The sequence below is a fragment of the Chryseobacterium sp. Bi04 genome (assembly GCF_918698085.1).
Taxonomy (GTDB): Bacteria; Bacteroidota; Bacteroidia; order Flavobacteriales; family Weeksellaceae; genus Chryseobacterium.
This window is the reverse complement of record NZ_CAKKLP010000008.1, coordinates 149,704-168,567: the sequence shown is the minus strand read 5'-3', so window position 1 is coordinate 168,567 and position 18,864 is coordinate 149,704. Positions and strand designations below refer to the sequence as shown.

Here is an 18,864-nt window from a genome sequence, read left to right as displayed (position 1 = left end):
GGTCCATTGACAGGATTTGCATTGTAAAAGATGCATGTCCGGAGGATTCATTCTTCATGTTAACATTTCTGAGTATTTCTATTTGCCTTTTCTGAAAGGCAGACCAGATACTGTATATCCAATTTTAAAATAAAAAACAATGCACTTAACACCGAGAGAAACGGAGAAGCTTATGCTATTTCTGGCAGGCGAACTTGCTCTAAAAAGAAAGGCAAGAGGCCTTAAATTAAACTATCCAGAATCCATAGCATTAATCAGTCATTTCCTGCTTGAAGGAGCCAGAGATGGGAAAAGAGTGGCAGAACTGATGCAGGAAGGTGGAAACCTTCTTACAAAAGAAGATGTAATGCCGGGCGTTGCGGAGATGATCCACGATGTTCAGATTGAAGCTACTTTCCCTGATGGAACTAAGCTGGTAACCGTACACAACCCAATCCGTTAATACCAATTTCATCATGATACCAGGAGAAATTTTTGTAAAAGAAGGCACAATTGTCTGCAATGAAGGCAGAGAAACTGTGAAAATAAAAGTAACCAATACAGGAGACCGCCCTATTCAGGTAGGTTCCCATTTCCACTTTTTTGAAGTGAACAAAGCCATGAGTTTTGACCGTGAAAAAGCTTTCGGAAAAAGACTCAATATTGTAGCAAGTACTGCAGTTCGTTTTGAGCCGGGAGAAGAAAAAGAAGTGGAGCTGGTAGAAATAGGAGGAACCAAAAAAGCAATGGGCTTCAATAATCTTGTTGACGGACAGGTAGATTCTGAAGAACAGAAAAAAGCAAGCCTTGCAAAAGTTGAAGACTTAAACTTTAAAAATCATTAAGATGAGCTTACACGTAGACAGAAAACAATACGCCAATATATTAGGTCCTACAGCCGGAGACAAAATCAGACTGGGAGACACTGAAATTATCATTGAAATTGAAAAAGACTTCACCCATTACGGAGATGAGGCTGTTTTCGGAGGAGGAAAAACCGTACGCGACGGAATGGGGCAGAATGTTACTGCAAAAAGAGACGAAGGTGTTTTAGACCTTTGTATTACCGGTGCAGTAATTATCGATCACTGGGGAATTGTAAAAGGTGATATCGGAATTAAAGACGGTAAGATTGTAGGGATAGGAAAAGCAGGAAACCCTGATACCATGGATGGCGTATCTCCCAATATGATCATCGGAGCTTCTACAGAAGTTCATGGGGGAAAAGGATATATTGTAACAGCAGGAGGAATTGACACCCATATTCACTATATCTGTCCACAACAGATCGAAACATCTTTGTACAGCGGAATCACCACAATGATTGGTGGTGGGACGGGTCCTAATGACGGAACGAACGCTACTACAGTAACTCCTGGGAAATTCAATATGCAGAAAATGCTTGAAGCGGCTGAAGAGTATCCTATGAACCTTGGATTTTTCGGAAAAGGAAACTGTTCTGCAGAAGAACCTATCGAAGAGCAGGTAGAAGCAGGCGCTTTAGGAGTAAAGATTCATGAAGACTGGGGAGCAACTCCGGCAACAATTGATGCAGCGCTAAAAGTAGCAGATAAATATGATGTTCAGGTAGCTATCCATACGGATACCTTAAATGAAGGAGGTTTCCTTGAAGATACCATGAGAGCAATCAATGGAAGAGTAATCCACACATTCCATACAGAAGGAGCTGGTGGAGGGCATGCACCGGATATCATTAAAGCAGCAATGTACCATAATGTACTTCCCGCTTCTACAAACCCAACCCGTCCTTACACTATTAATACGATCGATGAACATTTAGATATGTTGATGGTATGCCATCACCTGAGCAAGAATATACCTGAAGATGTGGCATTTGCAGATTCACGTATCCGTCCTGAAACCATTGCAGCAGAAGATATCCTTCACGATATGGGAGTTTTCAGTATCATGAGTTCTGACTCTCAGGCGATGGGAAGACCGGGTGAAGTAATTACCAGAACCTGGCAGACCGCCAGTAAAATGAAGGAACAGAGAGGAGATCTGGAAGAAGATAAAGAGACCGGAAATGATAACTACCGTGCCAAAAGATATGTGGCTAAATATACCATTAACCCTGCTATTGCACACGGTATTTCAGAATATGTGGGATCTCTTGAAAAAGGAAAATTGGCAGATTTAGTGATTTGGAAGCCGGCATTATTTGGTGTGAAACCTGAAATGATTGTCAAAGGAGGATTTGTAATTGCCGCTAAGATGGGAGATCCTAATGCTTCTATTCCGACGCCTCAGCCCATTATCTACAGAAATATGTTTGGAGCTCATGGGAAAGCTAAGTTTGGTATTTGTGCCAACTTTGTTTCTCAAATCTCCATAGATAACGGAACCATTGCATCCTATAAACTGGAAAAAATGATCCTTCCGGTGAAAAACTGTAGAAATATTTCCAAAAAAGACCTTATCCATAATGATAAGACTCCACTTATTGAAGTGAATCCTGAGAACTATAAAGTAACAGTAGATGGAGAGTACATCACTTGTGAGCCGGCAGAAAAACTTCCTTTAACACAGTTGTATTACTTGTTCTAAGATAAACATACCAACCACTACAAACCTTATAGGTTTCTAAAACCTATAAGGTTTACTTAAAAATTGAAAAGTTTATCCAATAGAATTTAAAATAATTATAGAACTAAGTTTAGAATGAAATACGTAAATAAAACAGTTTGCTCCCTTGCTGTAGCCGGAATGACAATGCTTTCAGGAAATATAAGCGCTCAGTTTCTGGGGGGACACAGGCTTACAAGTGATGAAGAGGGACCAAAAGGACAATTTATGATGTATGGTTCATTGGATTACTCTAAAGTTACTACACCATCCACCAGCAGCAGTACGGTTTCAAGTGCTCCGCTTGGCGTAGGATACTTTATCAATAATAATGACCTTATCGGAGTGAATTATGCATACTCACAAAACTCTGTTGACCATCATGTAATGTATAAACAAAATGAAGCGGGAATTTGGTACAGTCCGTCATTAATGCTTGGGAAATATTTTGTACTGATCGGGCAGGTTGATGCTCACTATGTCTGGGGACAGCAATTGTCCGGAGCTGCAGATTCTATGCAGAACTTTAATGGATTCCGTCTTCGTGCTTATCCTTTGATCGGGATATTGTTAGGCGGGGGTTGGGCTTTAAAGTTCAAGTTTGCTGAGCTTTCAATGCTTCAGACCAAAACAAAACAGGAAGGCTGGACAAAAAGCTATGTAGCAGGAATCAGTGGTTCAACATTCGGGGTAGGCATTTCCAAAAACTTTGACTTCAGAAAAAAATCCGCTAAAGATGATAATTAATCAAACCATAGGCAATCTAACCGAAAATCCTACAGCAAAAACCATAGATTATCTCGATCTGGAATGGTTTGAAACTACAAAAAGGATCCAGCGTAAAAAGACCAGACAGGGAACCGATGTTGCCATTAAATTTCTTAAGGAAGGTCAACGTTTGCGTGAAGGAGATATTCTCTTTGAAGATGCAGAAAAAGTAATAGCTGTCAATGTGCTGGAAACAGAAGCTATTGTAATGGTACCAGGCTCTTTATTGGAAATGGGAACGGTATGCTATGAAATAGGAAATAAACATATTCCTCTTTTTATCCAGGAAGATAAAGTATTGCTGCCTTTTGAAATGCCCATGTTCAGATGGCTGGAGGCAAGCGGTTTCAACCCGGAAAAGCAATCCGTAAAACTGCTGAATCTCCTTAAATCCAATGTTGAACCTCACGGACATGGAAGTCTGGGCTCAACAATTTTTACCAAAATCTTAAAAATGGCAGCTCCCAAAGATGAATAATATAAATATAAACTTCTTGTCAGGACTGCTTCATCTTGCAGATCCTACACTTCCTATCGGTGGTTATACCCATTCCAACGGGCTTGAAACCTATGTGCAGGAAAGAATAGTACATGATTTACAAACGGCAAAAGAGTTTATACAGAATATGCTTCAGTACAATCTTAAATTCAATGATGGAGCTTTTGTAAAACTGGCATATAAAGCAGCAGAGAATGGGGATTTACAATTGTTGTTACAACTTGATAATGAATGTAATGCCATAAAATGTCCAAAGGAAATCCGTCAGGCCAGTCAAAAATTGGGATTGAGACTGATTAAAATCTTCAAAAGAAGAGAAAATTTTCCTTTCATGGAGGAATTTGAAAAAGCAATTAAAAATAAAGAGGCCAATTCTCACTACTGTATTGTATTTGGAGTATATGCCTGTTTAATGAAAATTCCTTTATACGAAGCCTTATTAGGATTCTATTACACTTCAGTCGCCGGGATGATCACCAATGCTGTGAAGCTGGTACCTCTGGGGCAGCTTGATGGCCAGGATATTCTTTTTTCCTTATATCCGGTTATGGAAAAAACAGTCTGGGAAACCATGGAGCTGGATAGAGATATGGTGGGACTGTGTAATACGGCTTTTGATATCAGATGCATGCAGCATGAGAGACTGTATTCAAGGCTTTATATGTCATAATAAGCTGAAAAGGTAAAGGTAAAAGGTAAAAGATTGGAATGCAGATATTCTTTGCTTAGTGCAGCGCCTCTGCGAACTTAAAATATTCAATCAAAAAAAGCTTGGCGCCCTTAGCGTTAAAAAGTCAGAACAAACAAAGTGAAATTTAGAAAAAAATGGAAAATAGAAAATATATAAAAGTAGGAGTGGCAGGGCCTGTAGGATCAGGAAAAACTGCATTATTGGAACGTTTAAGCAGAAAATTATTCGGGAAATATGATCTTGGAGTCATTACTAATGATATTTATACCAAAGAAGATGCTGAATTTATGGCTAAAAACAGTCTTCTTCCCCATGAAAGAATTATCGGAGTAGAAACAGGAGGATGTCCTCACACTGCCATTCGTGAAGATGCAAGTATGAACCTTGAAGCTGTAGATGAGCTGGCCGCCCGTTTTCCGGATATCGAACTGGTACTTATTGAAAGTGGAGGTGATAACCTTTCCGCTACCTTCAGCCCCGATCTTGCAGATGTTACGATCTTCATTATTGATGTGGCAGAAGGGGAAAAAATTCCCAGAAAAGGAGGCCCCGGTATTACAAGATCAGACTTATTGATCATTAATAAAATTGACCTTGCGCCACATGTAGGAGCAAGCCTCGAAGTCATGGAAAATGATGCCAGAAGAATGAGAAAAGGAAATCCTTTTGTATTCACGAATCTAAAAACGGACGAAGGACTGGATAAAGTAATCGGCTGGATTAAAAAATATGCCCTTTTAGAAGAAATTGAAGAACCGGATTTGGTAAGATAATGGATAGTCGTTTACATATTATTGCAGGATTCAAGGGAGAAGAATCCTATGTGAAGGATCTTTATGTCTCACTTCCTTTCAGAGTGGTTTCTGTAGGGCAGCGAAAAAGTGACAAAAAGCTCTATCAGATGGTGATGAGCTCCTCTCCGGGAATTCTGGATGGTGACCATTACCATTTGGATGTAGCCCTGGAAAAAGGAGCTTCACTTCAACTGCAGTCGCAGTCGTATCAGAGACTTTTCAATATGAAAGATAAGGCTGTTCAGGAGCTTAATGTTACCATGGAGGATGAAACTTCCTTTGCCTATGTTCCTCATCCTATCGTTCCCCATGAAGATTCCAACTTTAAAAGTAAAGCCAATATTCAGATCGGAAAAAATAGCCAGATCATCATCAGTGAGATAATTACCTGTGGGAGAAAGCATTATGGAGAAGTCTTCAAGCTGAAACGTTTTCAAAACCTTATGGAAATCTATCATGACAATAAGCTGGTAGTGAAGGACAATGTTGTCATTCAGCCTGATATGATCCCCATCAGCAGTATCGGAAATCTGGAACAGTATACGCATCAGGGAACTCTGATCTTTTACAGCACAAAGGAGAATGTAGACAAAAACGGTCTTATTGAAGAGATTGTTGAGGCCGCAGAACAGCACCGTGAAGAAATGGAAGCAGGTGTTTCTGCTATGGAGGATAATGGTTTTGTAGTAAGAGTTTTGGGACATGGCGGAGAATTGATATACAATTTTTTCCTTCATATTCAGGAAATTCTCTGGTCACTGGAATAAAAATTAAAATGATTCTTATTGAAGTAGGTAGGCTGATTTTATCGATATAAGTGGGCTTTAGCCCACGCTAATAAAAGAATATTTTTCAACTGGCTTTAGCCAAAACTTAATAAAAAGAACAAACAATAGATAAACAAAAATGGATAGTACAGTTTGGGCACTTCTTTTAAGTGCTGTTTCAATAAGCTTTATACATACAGCCTCAGGACCGGATCATTATCTGCCTTTTATTGTCCTCTCAAAATCTAAAAAATGGAGCGGGATGAAAACAGCAGTACTCACAGTAGTCTGCGGATTGGGACATGTATTAAGCTCCTTGATTTTAGGGTTTATAGGAGTATTTCTGGGTTGGCAGCTGAATAAAATCTCATGGTTCCAGGACCTGAGAGGAAATTTCTCCGGATGGGCACTGTTGATCTTTGGAGGTGTTTACTTAATATATGGATTGATCCAGGCTGTCAGGAACAAGCCTCACAAGCATTTTGATGTGATGGGGGACGATGTGTATGTGTATGAACACAATCACAGTGAAGTGGTCATGCCCCAAACAAGAATAAAAGTAACTCCACTTGTCCTTTTTATGATTTTTGTAATGGGGCCAAGTGAACCGTTGATTCCTTTATTATTCTATTCAGGAGTAAAACATTCCATATCAGAAATTGCTGTTTTGGTGACTTCATTCACTATTACTACGGTATTAACAATGCTTGGAATGGTGCTGCTGGGACGTTATGGCTACTCAACATTGTTCAATACAGATAAGCTGGAAAGATATATGGGAGTTGTGAGCGGTGCGGTGGTAACAGTTTGTGGCATCGGAATGGTCTTTCTTGGATGGTAGAACTTCTAAGGTACATGATTCGAGGTAAACCCATGTTTTTGAATGATCAATCTTCTTGATTTCTCTTCTCAAAGTCTCGTGTCTCCTATCTCCATATCTCGTGTCTCTAATCTGAAATCCATCATCTATTAAAAAAATACATTATACAGAAAAAACTATGGACGAACTTTTCAAAAAACTACCCTTTATAGACTATGTTTTAAAAGGAATCGGGCAGATTATGCTTCAGGAAAACAGATGGACCGGACTTCTGTTTCTTATAGGTATCTTTATGGGAAGCTGGCAGGGAGGTATTGCTGTATTGCTTTCAACAGCAGCTGCCACTTTCACTGCGATGAAGCTTAATTATGACCAATCTGAAATTAATGCCGGATTGTACGGCTTCAGTGCAGCACTTGTAGGAGTAGCATTGTCTTTTGTGTTTCAGACGACAGTACTCATCTGGATGCTTATTATACTGGGAGGAGCTTTGGCAGCCGTTATTCAGCATTTCTTTATCCAAAAGAAAATCCCCGTATTTACTTTTCCTTTTATTATCATTACATGGGTATGCATTTTTGCTTTACACCATTTTACCCAGATTCCTCCTTCAGCAGCCATTTCAGCAACTGCAGGCCCCGTGGATTATGATGATTTCCTTACATGTACCAATGCTTTTGGAGAAGTGATTTTCCAGGGCGGAGTATTTTCAGGTATTATTTTCTTTATTGCTGTTTTTATCAGCTCTCCGGCGGCAGCTTTATATGGATTTGTAGGAGCGGTGTTGGGTTCTTACGTATCTCATATGCATGGGGAACCTATCGACAAAATTCATATGGGGCTTTTTGGGTTCAATGCAGTGCTTTCTGCAATTGTTTTTTCAGGGTTCAAAAAGACAGACGGAATTTGGGTTTTTATTGCTGTCGTTTTAACCGTACTTATCGACGATTATCTTGTAGACAACAATACTCTGGGAGCAGTAGGTGGAGTGCTTACTTTTCCTTTTGTAACAGGAACATGGATTACACTTTTAATTCAGAAGATATTTCTTAAAGCCAAAACATAGTGTTTAGGTTTGAGAGTGGGAGAGTAAAAGCGTTTTAGCGCTAAAGTTCAAAATTGTTATCCCTTCACTGATGATTAACAATTCACCTGAGAGGCAGAATTCACTATTGATAAAGGTTTCACGTCTCTTATCTCTATGTCTCACGTCTCAACTCCCAGCCATTAATATTATACAACATACTTTTTATCAAAAAAAATAAAAAATGAAAATAACTAAAATAGCAGCAGCATTTCTGATCATGGCTTTCACTGGAAAAATGACGGCTCAGGAAGCAGAAAAGCAGTTGCTGATCAAAGATGCTGATGACAAATTTCCCATTGCGGACGTACTTATAAAATATGACCACGGAAACAGCCATACCCATACAGGAACAGACGGTACTTTTGCTATTCCTGTTCCATCTCTTCCAGATACACTGGTGATCAGCCGTCAGGGATATGATGAGGTAAAATGGATGGTTACCAACGATGAAGATAAAAACAAAGTTATTTTTTTACAGCATAAACCTTTTCAGATCTCTGAAGTGGCCATTAATCACAGCTCATTTTTATCGGCGATTACCAAAGTTGATTTGAATAAGTTTCCGGTGAATTCAGCACAGGACCTGCTGAGAAAAGTCCCGGGATTGTTTATAGCACAGCATGCAGGAGGAGGAAAAGCTGAGCAGCTTTTTTTAAGAGGTTTTGATGCCGATCATGGTACCGATGTAAGCGTAAATGTAGACGGAATGCCTGTGAATATTGTATCGCATGCCCATGGGCAGGGATATTCTGATCTTCATTTTGTGATTCCTGAAACGGTTAATAATATTGATTTCGGAAAAGGAGCCTATTATATGGATCGCGGAGATTTCAATACAGCAGGGTATGTTGATTTTCAAACTTATAATGGATTGAAAAACAGCATGATCAAACTGGAAGGAGGTTCGTTTAATTCAAAAAGAGTGTTGGGGATGTTCAATATCCTGCATGATGATCTGGGGCGAAAAAATGCGTATGTAGCAGCAGAATATAACTATACAGACGGTCCTTTTGATGTAAAACAAAACTTTAACAGAGTCAATATTTTCGGAAAATATAACCAATGGCTTACAGATAATGATTATTTCAATATCCAGTTTTCAACATTCAATTCCTCATGGAATGCTTCCGGGCAGATTCCGGAACGGGCTGTAGATGAAGGAATCATTGGAAGATGGGGCAGCATAGACCCTACTGAAGGAGGAAAAACATCCAGAACAAATCTTCAGATGAATTTTAAGCATATTATTTCCCCTTCTGAGCAGATTGATGCCATGGCTTTTTATTCCAGGTATAATTTTAATCTCTATTCTGATTTTACCTTTTATTTGAAAGATAAAGACCATGGTGACGAAATTCAGCAGACAGACGGAAGAAATATATATGGAGCAGAAGTAAAATATACCAAAACCTTTTCTCTTGCCAACAGCTCATTAAACTGGATTTCAGGAATAGGGGTAAGAAACGATGATATTAATACTCTTCAGCTTAATCATGTGTATCACAGAGATTTGTTATTGAACAGAATGTCGGATGTAACGGGTACGGAAACCAACCTTCATGCCTATTCAGGATTACTATGGAAAACAGGAAAGTGGACCATCAATCCGGCTTTGAGAGTAGATCACTTTATCTTCAATATGCATAATCTGCTGGATGCCGGACAATTGCCATCCGGACAGTCAAAAGAAGCCACAAGGCTGAGCCCGAAACTAAATTTCTCCTATGCTCAAAATGATAACATCATGTGGTTCCTGAAAATGGGTATGGGATTCCATTCCAATGATCTGAGAGTTGTTGTTCCGACTAACGGTCAAAAAACACTGCCATATTCAATTGGTGGAGATTTCGGACTTAGATTGCATCCTTTTAAGTCGCTTATCATTACACCGGCTATTTGGTTTATGGATCTGCAGCAGGAATTTGTTTACGTAGGTGATGATGCTGTCGTAGAACCTTCCGGAAAATCAAGACGTTTCGGGGCAGATCTTGGAATCCGTTTTCAGCCATTGGAAAATTTTTACCTGAATGCCGACATCAACTATTCTCATGCCAGGTTTATTGAAGAAGAAAAAGGACAGGATTACATTCCGTTAGCACCTGTGGTTACCAGTACCGGATCTGTAAACTGGGATTTCCTGAACGGCTTTTCTTTGGGACTTCAATATCGTTATCTTGGAGCAAGACCGGCTGTAGAAGACAACAGCATCAGAACAAAAGCCTATTTTGTAAATGATCTGGTATTGGCTTACAACCGCCAGAAATGGGGGGCTAACCTTCAGGTCAGCAATCTTTTCAATGTACAATGGAATGAAGCTCAGTTCGCAACAGAAACCCAGTTAAAAGGAGAAGCAGAACCAATTACAGACCTTACTTATACACCGGGAAGCCCTTTTGGGATAAGAGTGGGAGTGTATTATAAGTTTTAGAGTAGAGCGTTTGAGGGTGAGAGTATTTGAGGATGGTAAAGAATAGTATTATTCATTTTCAAATTAACTCATTCTCAAATTTTCAAATTCTCTGATTCTAACTAATAAATTTTGTATAATTTTAAATAATCATTACATCGGATGGAAGTATTATCCAATTTTCAATACAAAAAGCTCTTTTTACCCCAGATAACGGATAAGATACTGGCTAATAATGCTGATATACAGCTATATAGGATAGAAAATTATCTTAAAGGGATTTTGATGCCGGTGATTCCATACCGTACCACCTTTAATTTCATTATTTTCATTACCAACGGGCATATTAAACAGTATCTTGAAAATAAAGAATACCATGCTGAAAAAGGAGGTGTTATCTTTATCAAGCAGGGAACAATTACGGCTACCGTAGAATTGTCTGACGATATTGAAGGTTTTTTTCTCGCCTATGAAAATAATATTCTTTCTGAACAGGAATTACCCAAACATAAAAGCAGCATTTTCTTTATGACTCCTTTTCTGAATCTGGACAGCCTCACCTACGGTACTATTACACAGCTCCTTCCGATTATGGAACAGGAATTATGGCTGAATAATCTTAATGTAAATGATGTGGTGGTGACTATGCTTCACCTTATCCTGATCAAAATGCTGAGTACAGATTCTGATACCCATCATAAATCAGCCACCCGTCCTATGGAGTTGTCTCTTCAGTTCAGAGATTTACTGTTTAAGTATCATGTCGTAGAAAAAAGAGTGGCTTTCTACGCTGATAAACTGTCGGTGACAGAAAGTTATCTGAACAAATGCGTGAAAGGAGTTACCCAGAAATCTCCGAAACAATGGATTAATGAAATAGATATCAATTACAGCAAGGCACTGCTGCATTCAAGTAAAGACATTGCAGAGATAGCCTATGAGCTGAATTTTCATACAGCATCACATTTTACGCAGCTTTTTAAAAAGATTGCAGGAATTACCCCGAAAGAATACAGGATACAGTTTTTAAATAGCAGAGTTCCTGTTTGATAAGTGAGATTAATTATATACAATAATGTCAATGGTCAATTTTGCTGCGCAATTCAATGAGTGAAGGCAATAAATTCTTCATATCAACGCAAATCCGGAAACTGCAATAATGATAAACAGGAGTTAATTCATCGCGGGGCAAATTCACTATTCACCAGTGATATTTCCTTTACATCTTTTCATTTTCCAGAATTTTAAGAACAAGCTTTTCTTCCTGGGTAAGGCCGGCTTTGCCATCATTCTCTTCAATGACATCTAACTCGTCAAGGTATTTTTTTATGGTATTATTTTCGTAGAGATTAATCACCAGAGGATGTACATAATATTTTCTGCAGACAGCAATGGTGTTCCCCAAATGTTTGGCAACGATATCCAGTGCTTCTTTTACCATCTTCTTATACTGAGTATCATTTTCAGCATACCCTATTTCCTTAAAAGCGATCAGGGCACTTACCGTTCCGGACCATGTTCTGAAGTCTTTTGCTGTAAAATCTTCACCACTTATTTCTTTGATATATTCATTTACCATTCCGGAATCTATAGAGTGGCGCGTGCCTTCACCATCAAAATATTGAAAAAGCTCTTTCCCCGGAATATCTTTACATTTTTGAACAAGTCTTGCCAGTTTTTTGCTCCTAAGGTCAATATGATGCTGAATGCCTTTTTTTCCTTTAAATGAAAAACTGATTTTTTGCCCTTTTACTTCAACATGTTTATCCTTCAGTGTGGTAAGCCCGAAAGATCCATATAGTTTTTCATACACATTATTGCCGATACGGATATTGGTTCTCTGCATCAAGCTGACAATTAACGCCAATACCTTCCGTTTTTCAAAATTCCTTAAAGCCAGATCCTGTTCCAGCTGCAGACGGATATTGGGTAATGCATATCCAAACTGAAGCATCCTGTAAAATTTCGTGTGATTTCTTAAAGCACTCCAAAGAGGGTGGTAGCGGTATTGTTTTCTTCTCTTTACATCAAAACCTGTGGCCTGAAGATGGCCATTGTCCAGCGCACAGATCCAAACGTTTTCCCAGGCCGGCGGAATGACCAGTTTATTAATTCTGGTAATTTCCTCTTTATCCTTAATTTTTTCGCCGTCCTTATAATAGGAATATTTCTTTCCTGTTTTTTTACGCGTAATTCCGGCAGTTTCTGCATCGGTGGTATATATAAGATGTACCGCCTTTGCAGATGCTTCCGGATCCTTCATGATTTTAACAATTTTTGAAGGCTTAAGGTGAGAAATGATTTCTAAATCTGCATTCTTCTCCATAAGACATGGTTAAGAGTTTTTACCCTTCGAAAAAATCAGTAAAAGAATCACTACTATTGCGCCGACTAAGATAATTCCCCACCACATTCCTGCCTTAAAAATTGTTTCTACTGCTTCACAACTTGTGAGTGTTAGCAAACTTAATATCGCTATGCTGTAAATGCTCCATTTTTTCATAAGAATATATTTTAGGTGTTAAACTCTGAGAAGATCAGCCCTCCAGTTTTTTATAGATCTTTTGATTTCATCACCGGAAATATTCTGATCAAGTGCTTTATATAAAAGTTCTTTAAATTCATCATCATAAGTGAATCTCAGGGCAGCAATTTGGTCGAACTTTAATTTTTCAACAATCTCGTCAGACCTTTTATTGAAAATTTCAAAATACCGCTGCTTAAATTCCAGAATAACCATGCGGTTCTGAAGTCCCAAAGCATAATGCTGCCTGGTCATAAATGCAAGGTAAAAAAGCAGAAAAATCACAATTGAAAACAAAACCCAGATCAGTTGGTTTCCCGGATCATCTGTGATTTTATAAATTCCTAAAATTTCCAATACAATTAATATGGGAAGATATATGAAATGATGAGGGGTATAAAATTTCCTGTGATTCCTGTAGCTTTGTTCTTTCATAGGTGGAATACAGCAATAATCTTTCCAAAAAATTATATTATTAATAATAAATATTGTTTTGTGGTATGAAAATAATACTATAAAGAATTTATAATAAATGTTTTAATGTATGATTCCTGTTGAAAATTAGAACTTTATTGTTGAATTATCAGTTTCATCAATTTTTCCGGTAGATGGTTTCCATTAAAAAATCCTTAACTTTGAACTTCAATTTTAGAAATGGAAAATTCAGTTCAAGACACTACCGTTCAAAAACCAAAATGGATCCGCGTAAAACTTCCTACCGGAAAGAACTACCGGGAACTTAGAACTTTGGTTGATAAATATAAACTAAACACAATTTGCCAAAGTGGAAGCTGCCCCAATATGGGAGAATGCTGGGGAGAGGGTACCGCCACTTTCATGATTTTGGGAAATATCTGCACCAGAAGCTGTGGATTTTGTGGAGTAAAAACAGGAAAACCGCTTGATGTAAACTGGGATGAACCTGAAAAAGTTGCCCGTTCCATCAAATTAATGAAAATCAAACATGCCGTTCTTACCTCTGTAGACCGCGACGATTTGAAAGATATGGGATCTATCCTTTGGGGTGAAACGGTAAATGCTGTAAGAAGAATTTCTCCGGGAACCACAATGGAAACATTGATTCCGGACTTCCAGGGAATTACCAAACACCTTGACAGATTAGTGGAAGTTGCTCCTGAAGTAATCTCTCATAATATGGAAACCGTAAAACGGTTAACCAGAGAAGTGAGAATTCAGGCAAAATATGAAAGAAGCCTTGAGGTTTTAAGATATCTGAAAGAAGCAGGACAAAGAAGAACCAAAACCGGTGTAATGCTTGGTCTGGGAGAAACCAGAGATGAGGTTTTTCAAACGATTGAAGACATCAGAAATGCAAATGTAGATGTCATTACTCTTGGGCAATATCTTCAGCCTACTAAGAAACACCTTCCTGTAAAAAAATTCATTACTCCGGAAGAGTTTGATGAGTTTGGAGATTTTGCAAGAAGCTTAGGATTCAGACATGTTGAGAGCTCACCTCTTGTAAGAAGTTCTTACCACGCAGAAAAACATATTCACTAGAAAATATACAGCCGTTCAGAAATGAACGGCTTTTTATATATGAGTAGGTGACGGATAATAGGGTATAGGTTAGGCTACCGGGTGGATAGGATGGACTTTTTTAATAGAATAAAGAATAAAGAATAAAGAATAAAGAATATAAATATTTTACTATTAAAATTCAATAGGAATGGGCTTTAGCCCATTTTATATATAGATCCAATCAATGTGGCTTTAGCCGAAACCTAAAAATCTTCGGGATTATTTATTACATGAAGATTCCTTGGTAATAATTCCGATCCTTCCATTGATCTCAATAGGTTTAAATTGTTTTTTCTTAAACTCAGACGGTGTTTCTCCGGTGTGCTGTTTAAATAATTTATTAAAATAGGACAGGCTTTCAAATCCCACCTGAAAGCAGACTTCCGTTACAGAACAATCTTTCAGCAGAAATATTTTGGCCTGGTTAATTCTGTAATTATTCACAAAATCTGTAAAAGTCATATTCGTTTGCTTTTTAAAATAACGGCAGAAAGCAGGAGTACTCAGGCTGACTATCTTTGCAATTTCATTTACATTAGGTTTCCGGTCATAATTTTCATGGATATAGTCATAGATGGTTCCCATTCTGATCTTGTCATTCAAAAACCATTTTATTCTGGTGTCTTCTTTATTGAGTTCTTTTACATCTGTAGAATTTGCAAGGATCTGCAGAATTTCCATCAGTCCGATGAGGGATGCAAAAGAATTTTTTTCTTTCATAGACTGAAGCCTTTCTACAATTATTTTTTTTGTTTCTCCGGAGAAGGATAATCCAAGATAAGATCTTTCCAACAGATTTTTGATCTCTTCATACTCCGGAACAGGCAGAATAATATCCTGAAGGAAATTTTCATGCATTTGCAATACAAGCTGTTTACATTCTGTCTGAATACCGTAATCAAAATTCAGATGAGGTACATTGGAACCTATCAACAGCAAATCGCTTTCTGTAAAGCCGGAAATATCTTTTCCTACATGTCGGATTCCATTGGTGGCTTCTACATAAACAAGCTCTATTTCAGGATGATAATGCCAGAAAAAACAATTTTTCAAAGAAGGTGAGAAAAGTTTGAAAGATTTCCCTTTATCAAACATTATAATTTCTTTCTGGATTTTCATTTTGTTCTGATTTGATTGTTTCTGAATTTAAAATTAAACAAAAAGGTTAATATGGAGCAAATTTTTATCATTTCAAGAGCAGTGAAATTCAATATTTCTTTCGATTTTTGCACTTTCATAAGTAAAGGTGATTATCATTTTTAATTTATAAAAAATAAAATCAGAAAAAAGAACATATAATGAAGATTGATAAAAGGATAATCCCGCTGGCCATAGGTGGATTAGGAATAGGAACTACAGAGTTTACGGTGATGGGATTGCTGCCGGATATTGCAAAGACATTGGAGATTACGATTCCTCAAACAGGACATTTAATTTCTGCTTATGCAATGGGTGTGGTAATTGGTGCACCTATTCTTATCGGATACTCGGTGAAATTTCCTCCAAAAAAGGTACTGATGGCTTTTATGATCCTGTTTACTTTATTTAACGGGCTTTCTGCTATTGCTCCAAACTATACCTCTATGCTGATCATAAGATTCATGTCCGGACTTCCTCATGGGGCATTCTTCGGAGTGGGAACAGTAGTGGCAGCTAAAATGGCAGGAAAGGGCAAAGAAGCATTTTATATATCCATGATGTTTACAGGGCTTACCGTTGCAAACCTCGTCATGGTTCCTCTGGTGACGTATATTGGGCATACATTCCATTGGAGGCTGTATTTTGCAATTGTAGCCGTGATTGGGCTTTTTGCTATATTGTTTTTAAAACTGTGGCTTCCTGCGATGGAATCCAATCAGAATACCCATTTCCTGGAAGAACTGAAATTCCTGAAGAATAAACAGGCGTGGCTGGTGCTTACCATTACAGCAATTGGATTTGGAGGCCTTTTTACATGGCTTAGTTACATTACTCCTTTAATGACAGTAGTTTCGGGGATCCAAAGCAGTCAGATGGCCTATGTAATGGTTCTTGCCGGAGCCGGAATGGTAGTGGGCAACCTTGTGGGCGGTGTGGTTTCAGATAAGCTTGGTCCGGAGAAAACCTGCGCATTACTGATTTTTCTGATGATGATCTCTCTTACAGGAGTATTTTTCCTTTCTGAACATCAGAATATTGCTCTTATACTTACGTTCATGTGTGGAGCACTGTCAATGTCTATTGCTTCACCTATCAATATCATGATGATGAAAGCAGCACCCAATAGCGAAATGATGGCTGCCGCTTTTATGCAGGCCGGCTTTAATATTGCCAATGCTATGGGAGCTTTTTTTGGAGGAATTCCATTAGAATATGGGCTGCCTTTCAATTATCCAGCTCTGGTAGGGGTCGGAATGACCTTTATAGGTGTTGTGGTAAGCGTAAGATATATGTATTTGTACGGTAAACCATCTACTGAAGAAACTGTTACAGAATGTGTTTCATGTGACAAATAAAAAGAAAAGATTTTATTCTCTATACAAAAAGCTGCTTCCATAGGGAAACAGCTTTTTTTTGTAAATAGGTTTATACCTCTACCTCATTTCCGTTTTTACACCAGTAGAGCGCATTGTATAAGTTTTCTTTTGGGAAAGATTTAAACTCTCCCGGCATAACGACACTGAAAATGTCTGTAAAATTCTGTACACCTTCCTTGTCTGTGACAATAGCTGTACGGTTCCATTTGGTAAGGTTTTTTAATCCTAAAAGAGCATCTTCAAGCCATGCACCTATGGTAAATTTATCCAGATCAGTATCCAGGTACAGTAAATAATTAAGCTCGCCAAATTGATCTACTTTTTCTTTTACATGCGGAATTACCAGTCTTTCAAAATCCTCTCTCGTTACTTCTCCCGTTGCATTGAATGCAGCAACATTTTCCGGAGCTTCTGGAATAATTGTTATCATAGTAAAATATTTTATGGTGGTTTGATTTTAAAGGCAACTACAATAATTAAACCATAAGTTGCCAATAAGTTGTTAAAATTCCTGTAAATATTGTTATTTTTAATGTAAAATATAAATATGGATCTCAAATCTAACGAACCTTTTTGGCTTTTAAAGAATGGACTTGTCGCCTCTTATCTCTCTCTGAAATCAGATGAAAAATGTGATGTACTTATCATTGGTGGCGGAATTACAGGAAGCCTTATTGCCCATCAGATGGTAAGAGATGGATATGATACAATTCTTATTGATAAAAGGGAACTGTGTAACGGAAGTACCTCAGCTACTACCTCCATGCTGCAGTACGAAATAGATATTCCTCTTTTTGAATTACAGGAAAAGATAGGAGAAAAGGCTGCGGTTTTAAGTTACAAAGCCTGCTCTGATGCTATTGATACCATTGAGATGCTTTCAGCATTAATAAAATCTGATGCAGGATTCAAACGGAAAAAATCACTGTATTTTGCGTCCAGAAAAAAAGATACCGAATGGCTTAAAAAAGAGTGTAAAGCCAGAAAGAATGCAGGTTTTGAAGTGAAATGGCTGGACGGAGAACAGGTGTTGAACCAATTTGGATTTGAAAATACTTATGGCGGAATTATATCCAGACAGGGTGCCAGTATCGATGCTTTTCGATTTGCTCATGAATTATTCAGACATAATATAAAGAAAGGATTGAAAATTTTCGATAAGACCGGGATGACAAAAGTAGACTATCATAAAGGGTTTAACCTGGTGACTGTCGATAGTGGATTTCAGATCAAAGCAAAGAAAATTATCTACTGTATTGGTTATGAAAGTAAAAACCTGTTAAAAGAAAATTTTGTAAACCTGAAAAGTACCTACGCTGTTGTTTCAGAAATTGATACAGATAAATTTAAAAATATCAGCAATACACTAGTTTGGAATACTGATAACCCTTATCTGTATATGAGAACTACCGATGATGGAAGGCTCTTAATAGGAGGAGGAGATGAAGACTTTTATAATGCAGAGAAAAGAGATGCCCTATTAGATAAAAAGGAAAAAGAAATACTGAAAACCCTAAAGAAAATAAAGCCGGATTATCATTTTTATCCCGATTTCGTTTGGGCGGGAACTTTTGGGGAAACTAAAGACGGACTTCCTTATATAGGAGAACATAAAAAATTTAAAAATTCATATTTTGTTCTGGGTTTTGGTGGAAATGGAATTACCTTTTCCGTAACAGGAATGGAAATGGCTTCGTTGTTTATGAAAAATAAGAAACATGTCCTATCGCGTTATTTTAAATTTGGAAGGTAATGAGGAGGTAAGTTGTTGTAAGACCACGCCGTCAAAAATTCTTTGAATTTTCGCCACCTTCCGGAAGAGAGGAATATCACGTCTTCCATTATAATATTCATCATGATATCCATGAAAATCACAGATTTTCA

The 18,864-nt window shown here is 37.9% G+C and carries 19 protein-coding genes; 15 read left to right on the top strand and 4 right to left on the bottom strand.

All coding sequences use genetic code 11. The annotated features are described in order from the left end of the window. Window positions 1-139: 139 nt before the first annotated feature. The 12 genes from ureA (at window position 140) to LQV47_RS14060 (ending at window position 11,448) form a co-directional block, all read left to right on the top strand. Window positions 140-442 carry an urease subunit gamma gene (gene ureA, locus LQV47_RS14115; RefSeq protein ID WP_047487498.1) on the top strand — a complete coding sequence of 101 codons (303 nt, stop codon included), beginning with the start codon at window positions 140-142 and terminating at the stop codon, window positions 440-442. 13 nt (window positions 443-455) lie between these two features. Continuing rightward, entirely contained in the window at window positions 456-824 is a 369-nt protein-coding gene (gene ureB / locus LQV47_RS14110) for an urease subunit beta (protein WP_230037901.1), read from the top strand. A 1-nt stretch (window position 825) separates the two neighbouring features. Beyond that, window positions 826-2,547 carry an urease subunit alpha gene (gene ureC, locus LQV47_RS14105; protein WP_230037899.1) on the top strand — a complete coding sequence of 574 codons (1,722 nt, stop codon included), beginning with the start codon at window positions 826-828 and terminating at the stop codon, window positions 2,545-2,547. 114 nt (window positions 2,548-2,661) lie between these two features. Next, window positions 2,662-3,312 (top strand): hypothetical protein, encoded by a 651-nt coding sequence (locus tag LQV47_RS14100; RefSeq protein ID WP_230037898.1) that lies wholly within the window; start codon window positions 2,662-2,664, stop codon window positions 3,310-3,312. Next, window positions 3,302-3,811 (top strand): urease accessory protein UreE, encoded by a 510-nt coding sequence (gene ureE / locus LQV47_RS14095; protein WP_230037896.1) that lies wholly within the window; start codon window positions 3,302-3,304, stop codon window positions 3,809-3,811. The genes LQV47_RS14100 and ureE overlap by 11 nt, the downstream gene beginning before the upstream one ends. A gap of 1 nt (window position 3,812) precedes the next feature. Then, window positions 3,813-4,502, top strand: a complete 690-nt coding sequence (locus LQV47_RS14090; RefSeq protein ID WP_230037996.1) for an urease accessory protein UreF — start codon at window positions 3,813-3,815, stop codon at window positions 4,500-4,502. A 155-nt stretch (window positions 4,503-4,657) separates the two neighbouring features. Beyond that, the gene (ureG, locus tag LQV47_RS14085) at window positions 4,658-5,296 is read left to right on the top strand and encodes an urease accessory protein UreG (RefSeq protein ID WP_230037894.1); all 639 of its coding nucleotides are present in this window, start codon (window positions 4,658-4,660) and stop codon (window positions 5,294-5,296) included. Further along, window positions 5,296-6,084 (top strand): urease accessory protein UreD, encoded by a 789-nt coding sequence (locus tag LQV47_RS14080; RefSeq protein WP_230037892.1) that lies wholly within the window; start codon window positions 5,296-5,298, stop codon window positions 6,082-6,084. Before ureG ends, LQV47_RS14080 begins: the two co-directional genes overlap by 1 nt. A gap of 139 nt (window positions 6,085-6,223) precedes the next feature. Next, entirely contained in the window at window positions 6,224-6,925 is a 702-nt protein-coding gene (locus tag LQV47_RS14075; RefSeq protein WP_230037890.1) for a hypothetical protein, read from the top strand. Between the two features lie 157 nt (window positions 6,926-7,082). After that, window positions 7,083-7,970 carry an urea transporter gene (locus LQV47_RS14070; RefSeq protein ID WP_230037889.1) on the top strand — a complete coding sequence of 296 codons (888 nt, stop codon included), beginning with the start codon at window positions 7,083-7,085 and terminating at the stop codon, window positions 7,968-7,970. A gap of 202 nt (window positions 7,971-8,172) precedes the next feature. Further along, the gene (locus tag LQV47_RS14065; protein WP_230037887.1) at window positions 8,173-10,419 is read left to right on the top strand and encodes a TonB-dependent receptor plug domain-containing protein; all 2,247 of its coding nucleotides are present in this window, start codon (window positions 8,173-8,175) and stop codon (window positions 10,417-10,419) included. A 141-nt stretch (window positions 10,420-10,560) separates the two neighbouring features. Next, window positions 10,561-11,448, top strand: coding sequence for a helix-turn-helix domain-containing protein (locus LQV47_RS14060; protein WP_230037885.1), 888 nt, complete (start codon window positions 10,561-10,563; stop codon window positions 11,446-11,448). Between the two features lie 169 nt (window positions 11,449-11,617). Here LQV47_RS14060 and LQV47_RS14055 read toward each other — a convergent pair whose 3' ends face one another. Both LQV47_RS14055 and LQV47_RS14050 read right to left on the bottom strand, forming a co-directional pair. Beyond that, the gene (locus tag LQV47_RS14055) at window positions 11,618-12,724 is read right to left on the bottom strand and encodes a DNA topoisomerase IB (RefSeq protein ID WP_230037882.1); all 1,107 of its coding nucleotides are present in this window, start codon (window positions 12,722-12,724) and stop codon (window positions 11,618-11,620) included. Between the two features lie 195 nt (window positions 12,725-12,919). Next, a complete protein-coding gene (locus tag LQV47_RS14050) occupies window positions 12,920-13,357 on the bottom strand; it encodes a DUF6526 family protein (RefSeq protein WP_230037880.1) in 438 nt (145 codons plus the stop codon). A 219-nt stretch (window positions 13,358-13,576) separates the two neighbouring features. Here LQV47_RS14050 and lipA point away from each other — a divergent pair, with 219 nt between their 5' ends. Further along, window positions 13,577-14,443 (top strand): lipoyl synthase, encoded by an 867-nt coding sequence (gene lipA, locus LQV47_RS14045; RefSeq protein ID WP_027374985.1) that lies wholly within the window; start codon window positions 13,577-13,579, stop codon window positions 14,441-14,443. A 240-nt stretch (window positions 14,444-14,683) separates the two neighbouring features. On the opposite strand, the gene LQV47_RS14040 is transcribed toward lipA, so the two are convergent. Beyond that, window positions 14,684-15,583: an AraC family transcriptional regulator gene (locus LQV47_RS14040; protein ID WP_230037879.1), complete on the bottom strand. Its 900-nt coding sequence runs from the start codon at window positions 15,581-15,583 to the stop codon at window positions 14,684-14,686. Window positions 15,584-15,762: 179 nt separating this feature from the next. On the opposite strand from LQV47_RS14040, the gene LQV47_RS14035 reads away from it, so the two are divergent. Next, window positions 15,763-16,959, top strand: a complete 1,197-nt coding sequence (locus LQV47_RS14035) for an MFS transporter (protein WP_230037877.1) — start codon at window positions 15,763-15,765, stop codon at window positions 16,957-16,959. Window positions 16,960-17,029: 70 nt separating this feature from the next. Here the strand turns inward: LQV47_RS14035 and LQV47_RS14030 are convergent, their stop codons facing one another. Next, window positions 17,030-17,410, bottom strand: a complete 381-nt coding sequence (locus LQV47_RS14030; protein WP_230037875.1) for an STAS/SEC14 domain-containing protein — start codon at window positions 17,408-17,410, stop codon at window positions 17,030-17,032. A gap of 117 nt (window positions 17,411-17,527) precedes the next feature. On the opposite strand from LQV47_RS14030, the gene LQV47_RS14025 reads away from it, so the two are divergent. Beyond that, the gene (locus LQV47_RS14025; protein WP_230037873.1) at window positions 17,528-18,733 is read left to right on the top strand and encodes an FAD-binding oxidoreductase; all 1,206 of its coding nucleotides are present in this window, start codon (window positions 17,528-17,530) and stop codon (window positions 18,731-18,733) included. Window positions 18,734-18,864 lie beyond the last annotated feature (131 nt).

Coding starts and splice junctions, on each gene's coding strand:
- LQV47_RS14080 (WP_230037892.1), top strand. CDS start 5,296: ATGGATAGTCGTTTACATATTATTGCAGGATTCAAGGGAGAAGAATCC.
- ureG (WP_230037894.1), top strand. CDS start 4,658: ATGGAAAATAGAAAATATATAAAAGTAGGAGTGGCAGGGCCTGTAGGA.
- LQV47_RS14055 (WP_230037882.1), bottom strand. CDS start 12,724: ATGGAGAAGAATGCAGATTTAGAAATCATTTCTCACCTTAAGCCTTCA.
- LQV47_RS14100 (WP_230037898.1), top strand. CDS start 2,662: ATGAAATACGTAAATAAAACAGTTTGCTCCCTTGCTGTAGCCGGAATG.
- LQV47_RS14070 (WP_230037889.1), top strand. CDS start 7,083: ATGGACGAACTTTTCAAAAAACTACCCTTTATAGACTATGTTTTAAAA.
- LQV47_RS14065 (WP_230037887.1), top strand. CDS start 8,173: ATGAAAATAACTAAAATAGCAGCAGCATTTCTGATCATGGCTTTCACT.
- LQV47_RS14030 (WP_230037875.1), bottom strand. CDS start 17,410: ATGATAACAATTATTCCAGAAGCTCCGGAAAATGTTGCTGCATTCAAT.
- lipA (WP_027374985.1), top strand. CDS start 13,577: ATGGAAAATTCAGTTCAAGACACTACCGTTCAAAAACCAAAATGGATC.
- ureE (WP_230037896.1), top strand. CDS start 3,302: ATGATAATTAATCAAACCATAGGCAATCTAACCGAAAATCCTACAGCA.
- LQV47_RS14075 (WP_230037890.1), top strand. CDS start 6,224: ATGGATAGTACAGTTTGGGCACTTCTTTTAAGTGCTGTTTCAATAAGC.
- LQV47_RS14040 (WP_230037879.1), bottom strand. CDS start 15,583: ATGAAAATCCAGAAAGAAATTATAATGTTTGATAAAGGGAAATCTTTC.
- LQV47_RS14060 (WP_230037885.1), top strand. CDS start 10,561: ATGGAAGTATTATCCAATTTTCAATACAAAAAGCTCTTTTTACCCCAG.
- LQV47_RS14050 (WP_230037880.1), bottom strand. CDS start 13,357: ATGAAAGAACAAAGCTACAGGAATCACAGGAAATTTTATACCCCTCAT.
- ureB (WP_230037901.1), top strand. CDS start 456: ATGATACCAGGAGAAATTTTTGTAAAAGAAGGCACAATTGTCTGCAAT.
- LQV47_RS14025 (WP_230037873.1), top strand. CDS start 17,528: ATGGATCTCAAATCTAACGAACCTTTTTGGCTTTTAAAGAATGGACTT.
- ureC (WP_230037899.1), top strand. CDS start 826: ATGAGCTTACACGTAGACAGAAAACAATACGCCAATATATTAGGTCCT.
- LQV47_RS14035 (WP_230037877.1), top strand. CDS start 15,763: ATGAAGATTGATAAAAGGATAATCCCGCTGGCCATAGGTGGATTAGGA.
- ureA (WP_047487498.1), top strand. CDS start 140: ATGCACTTAACACCGAGAGAAACGGAGAAGCTTATGCTATTTCTGGCA.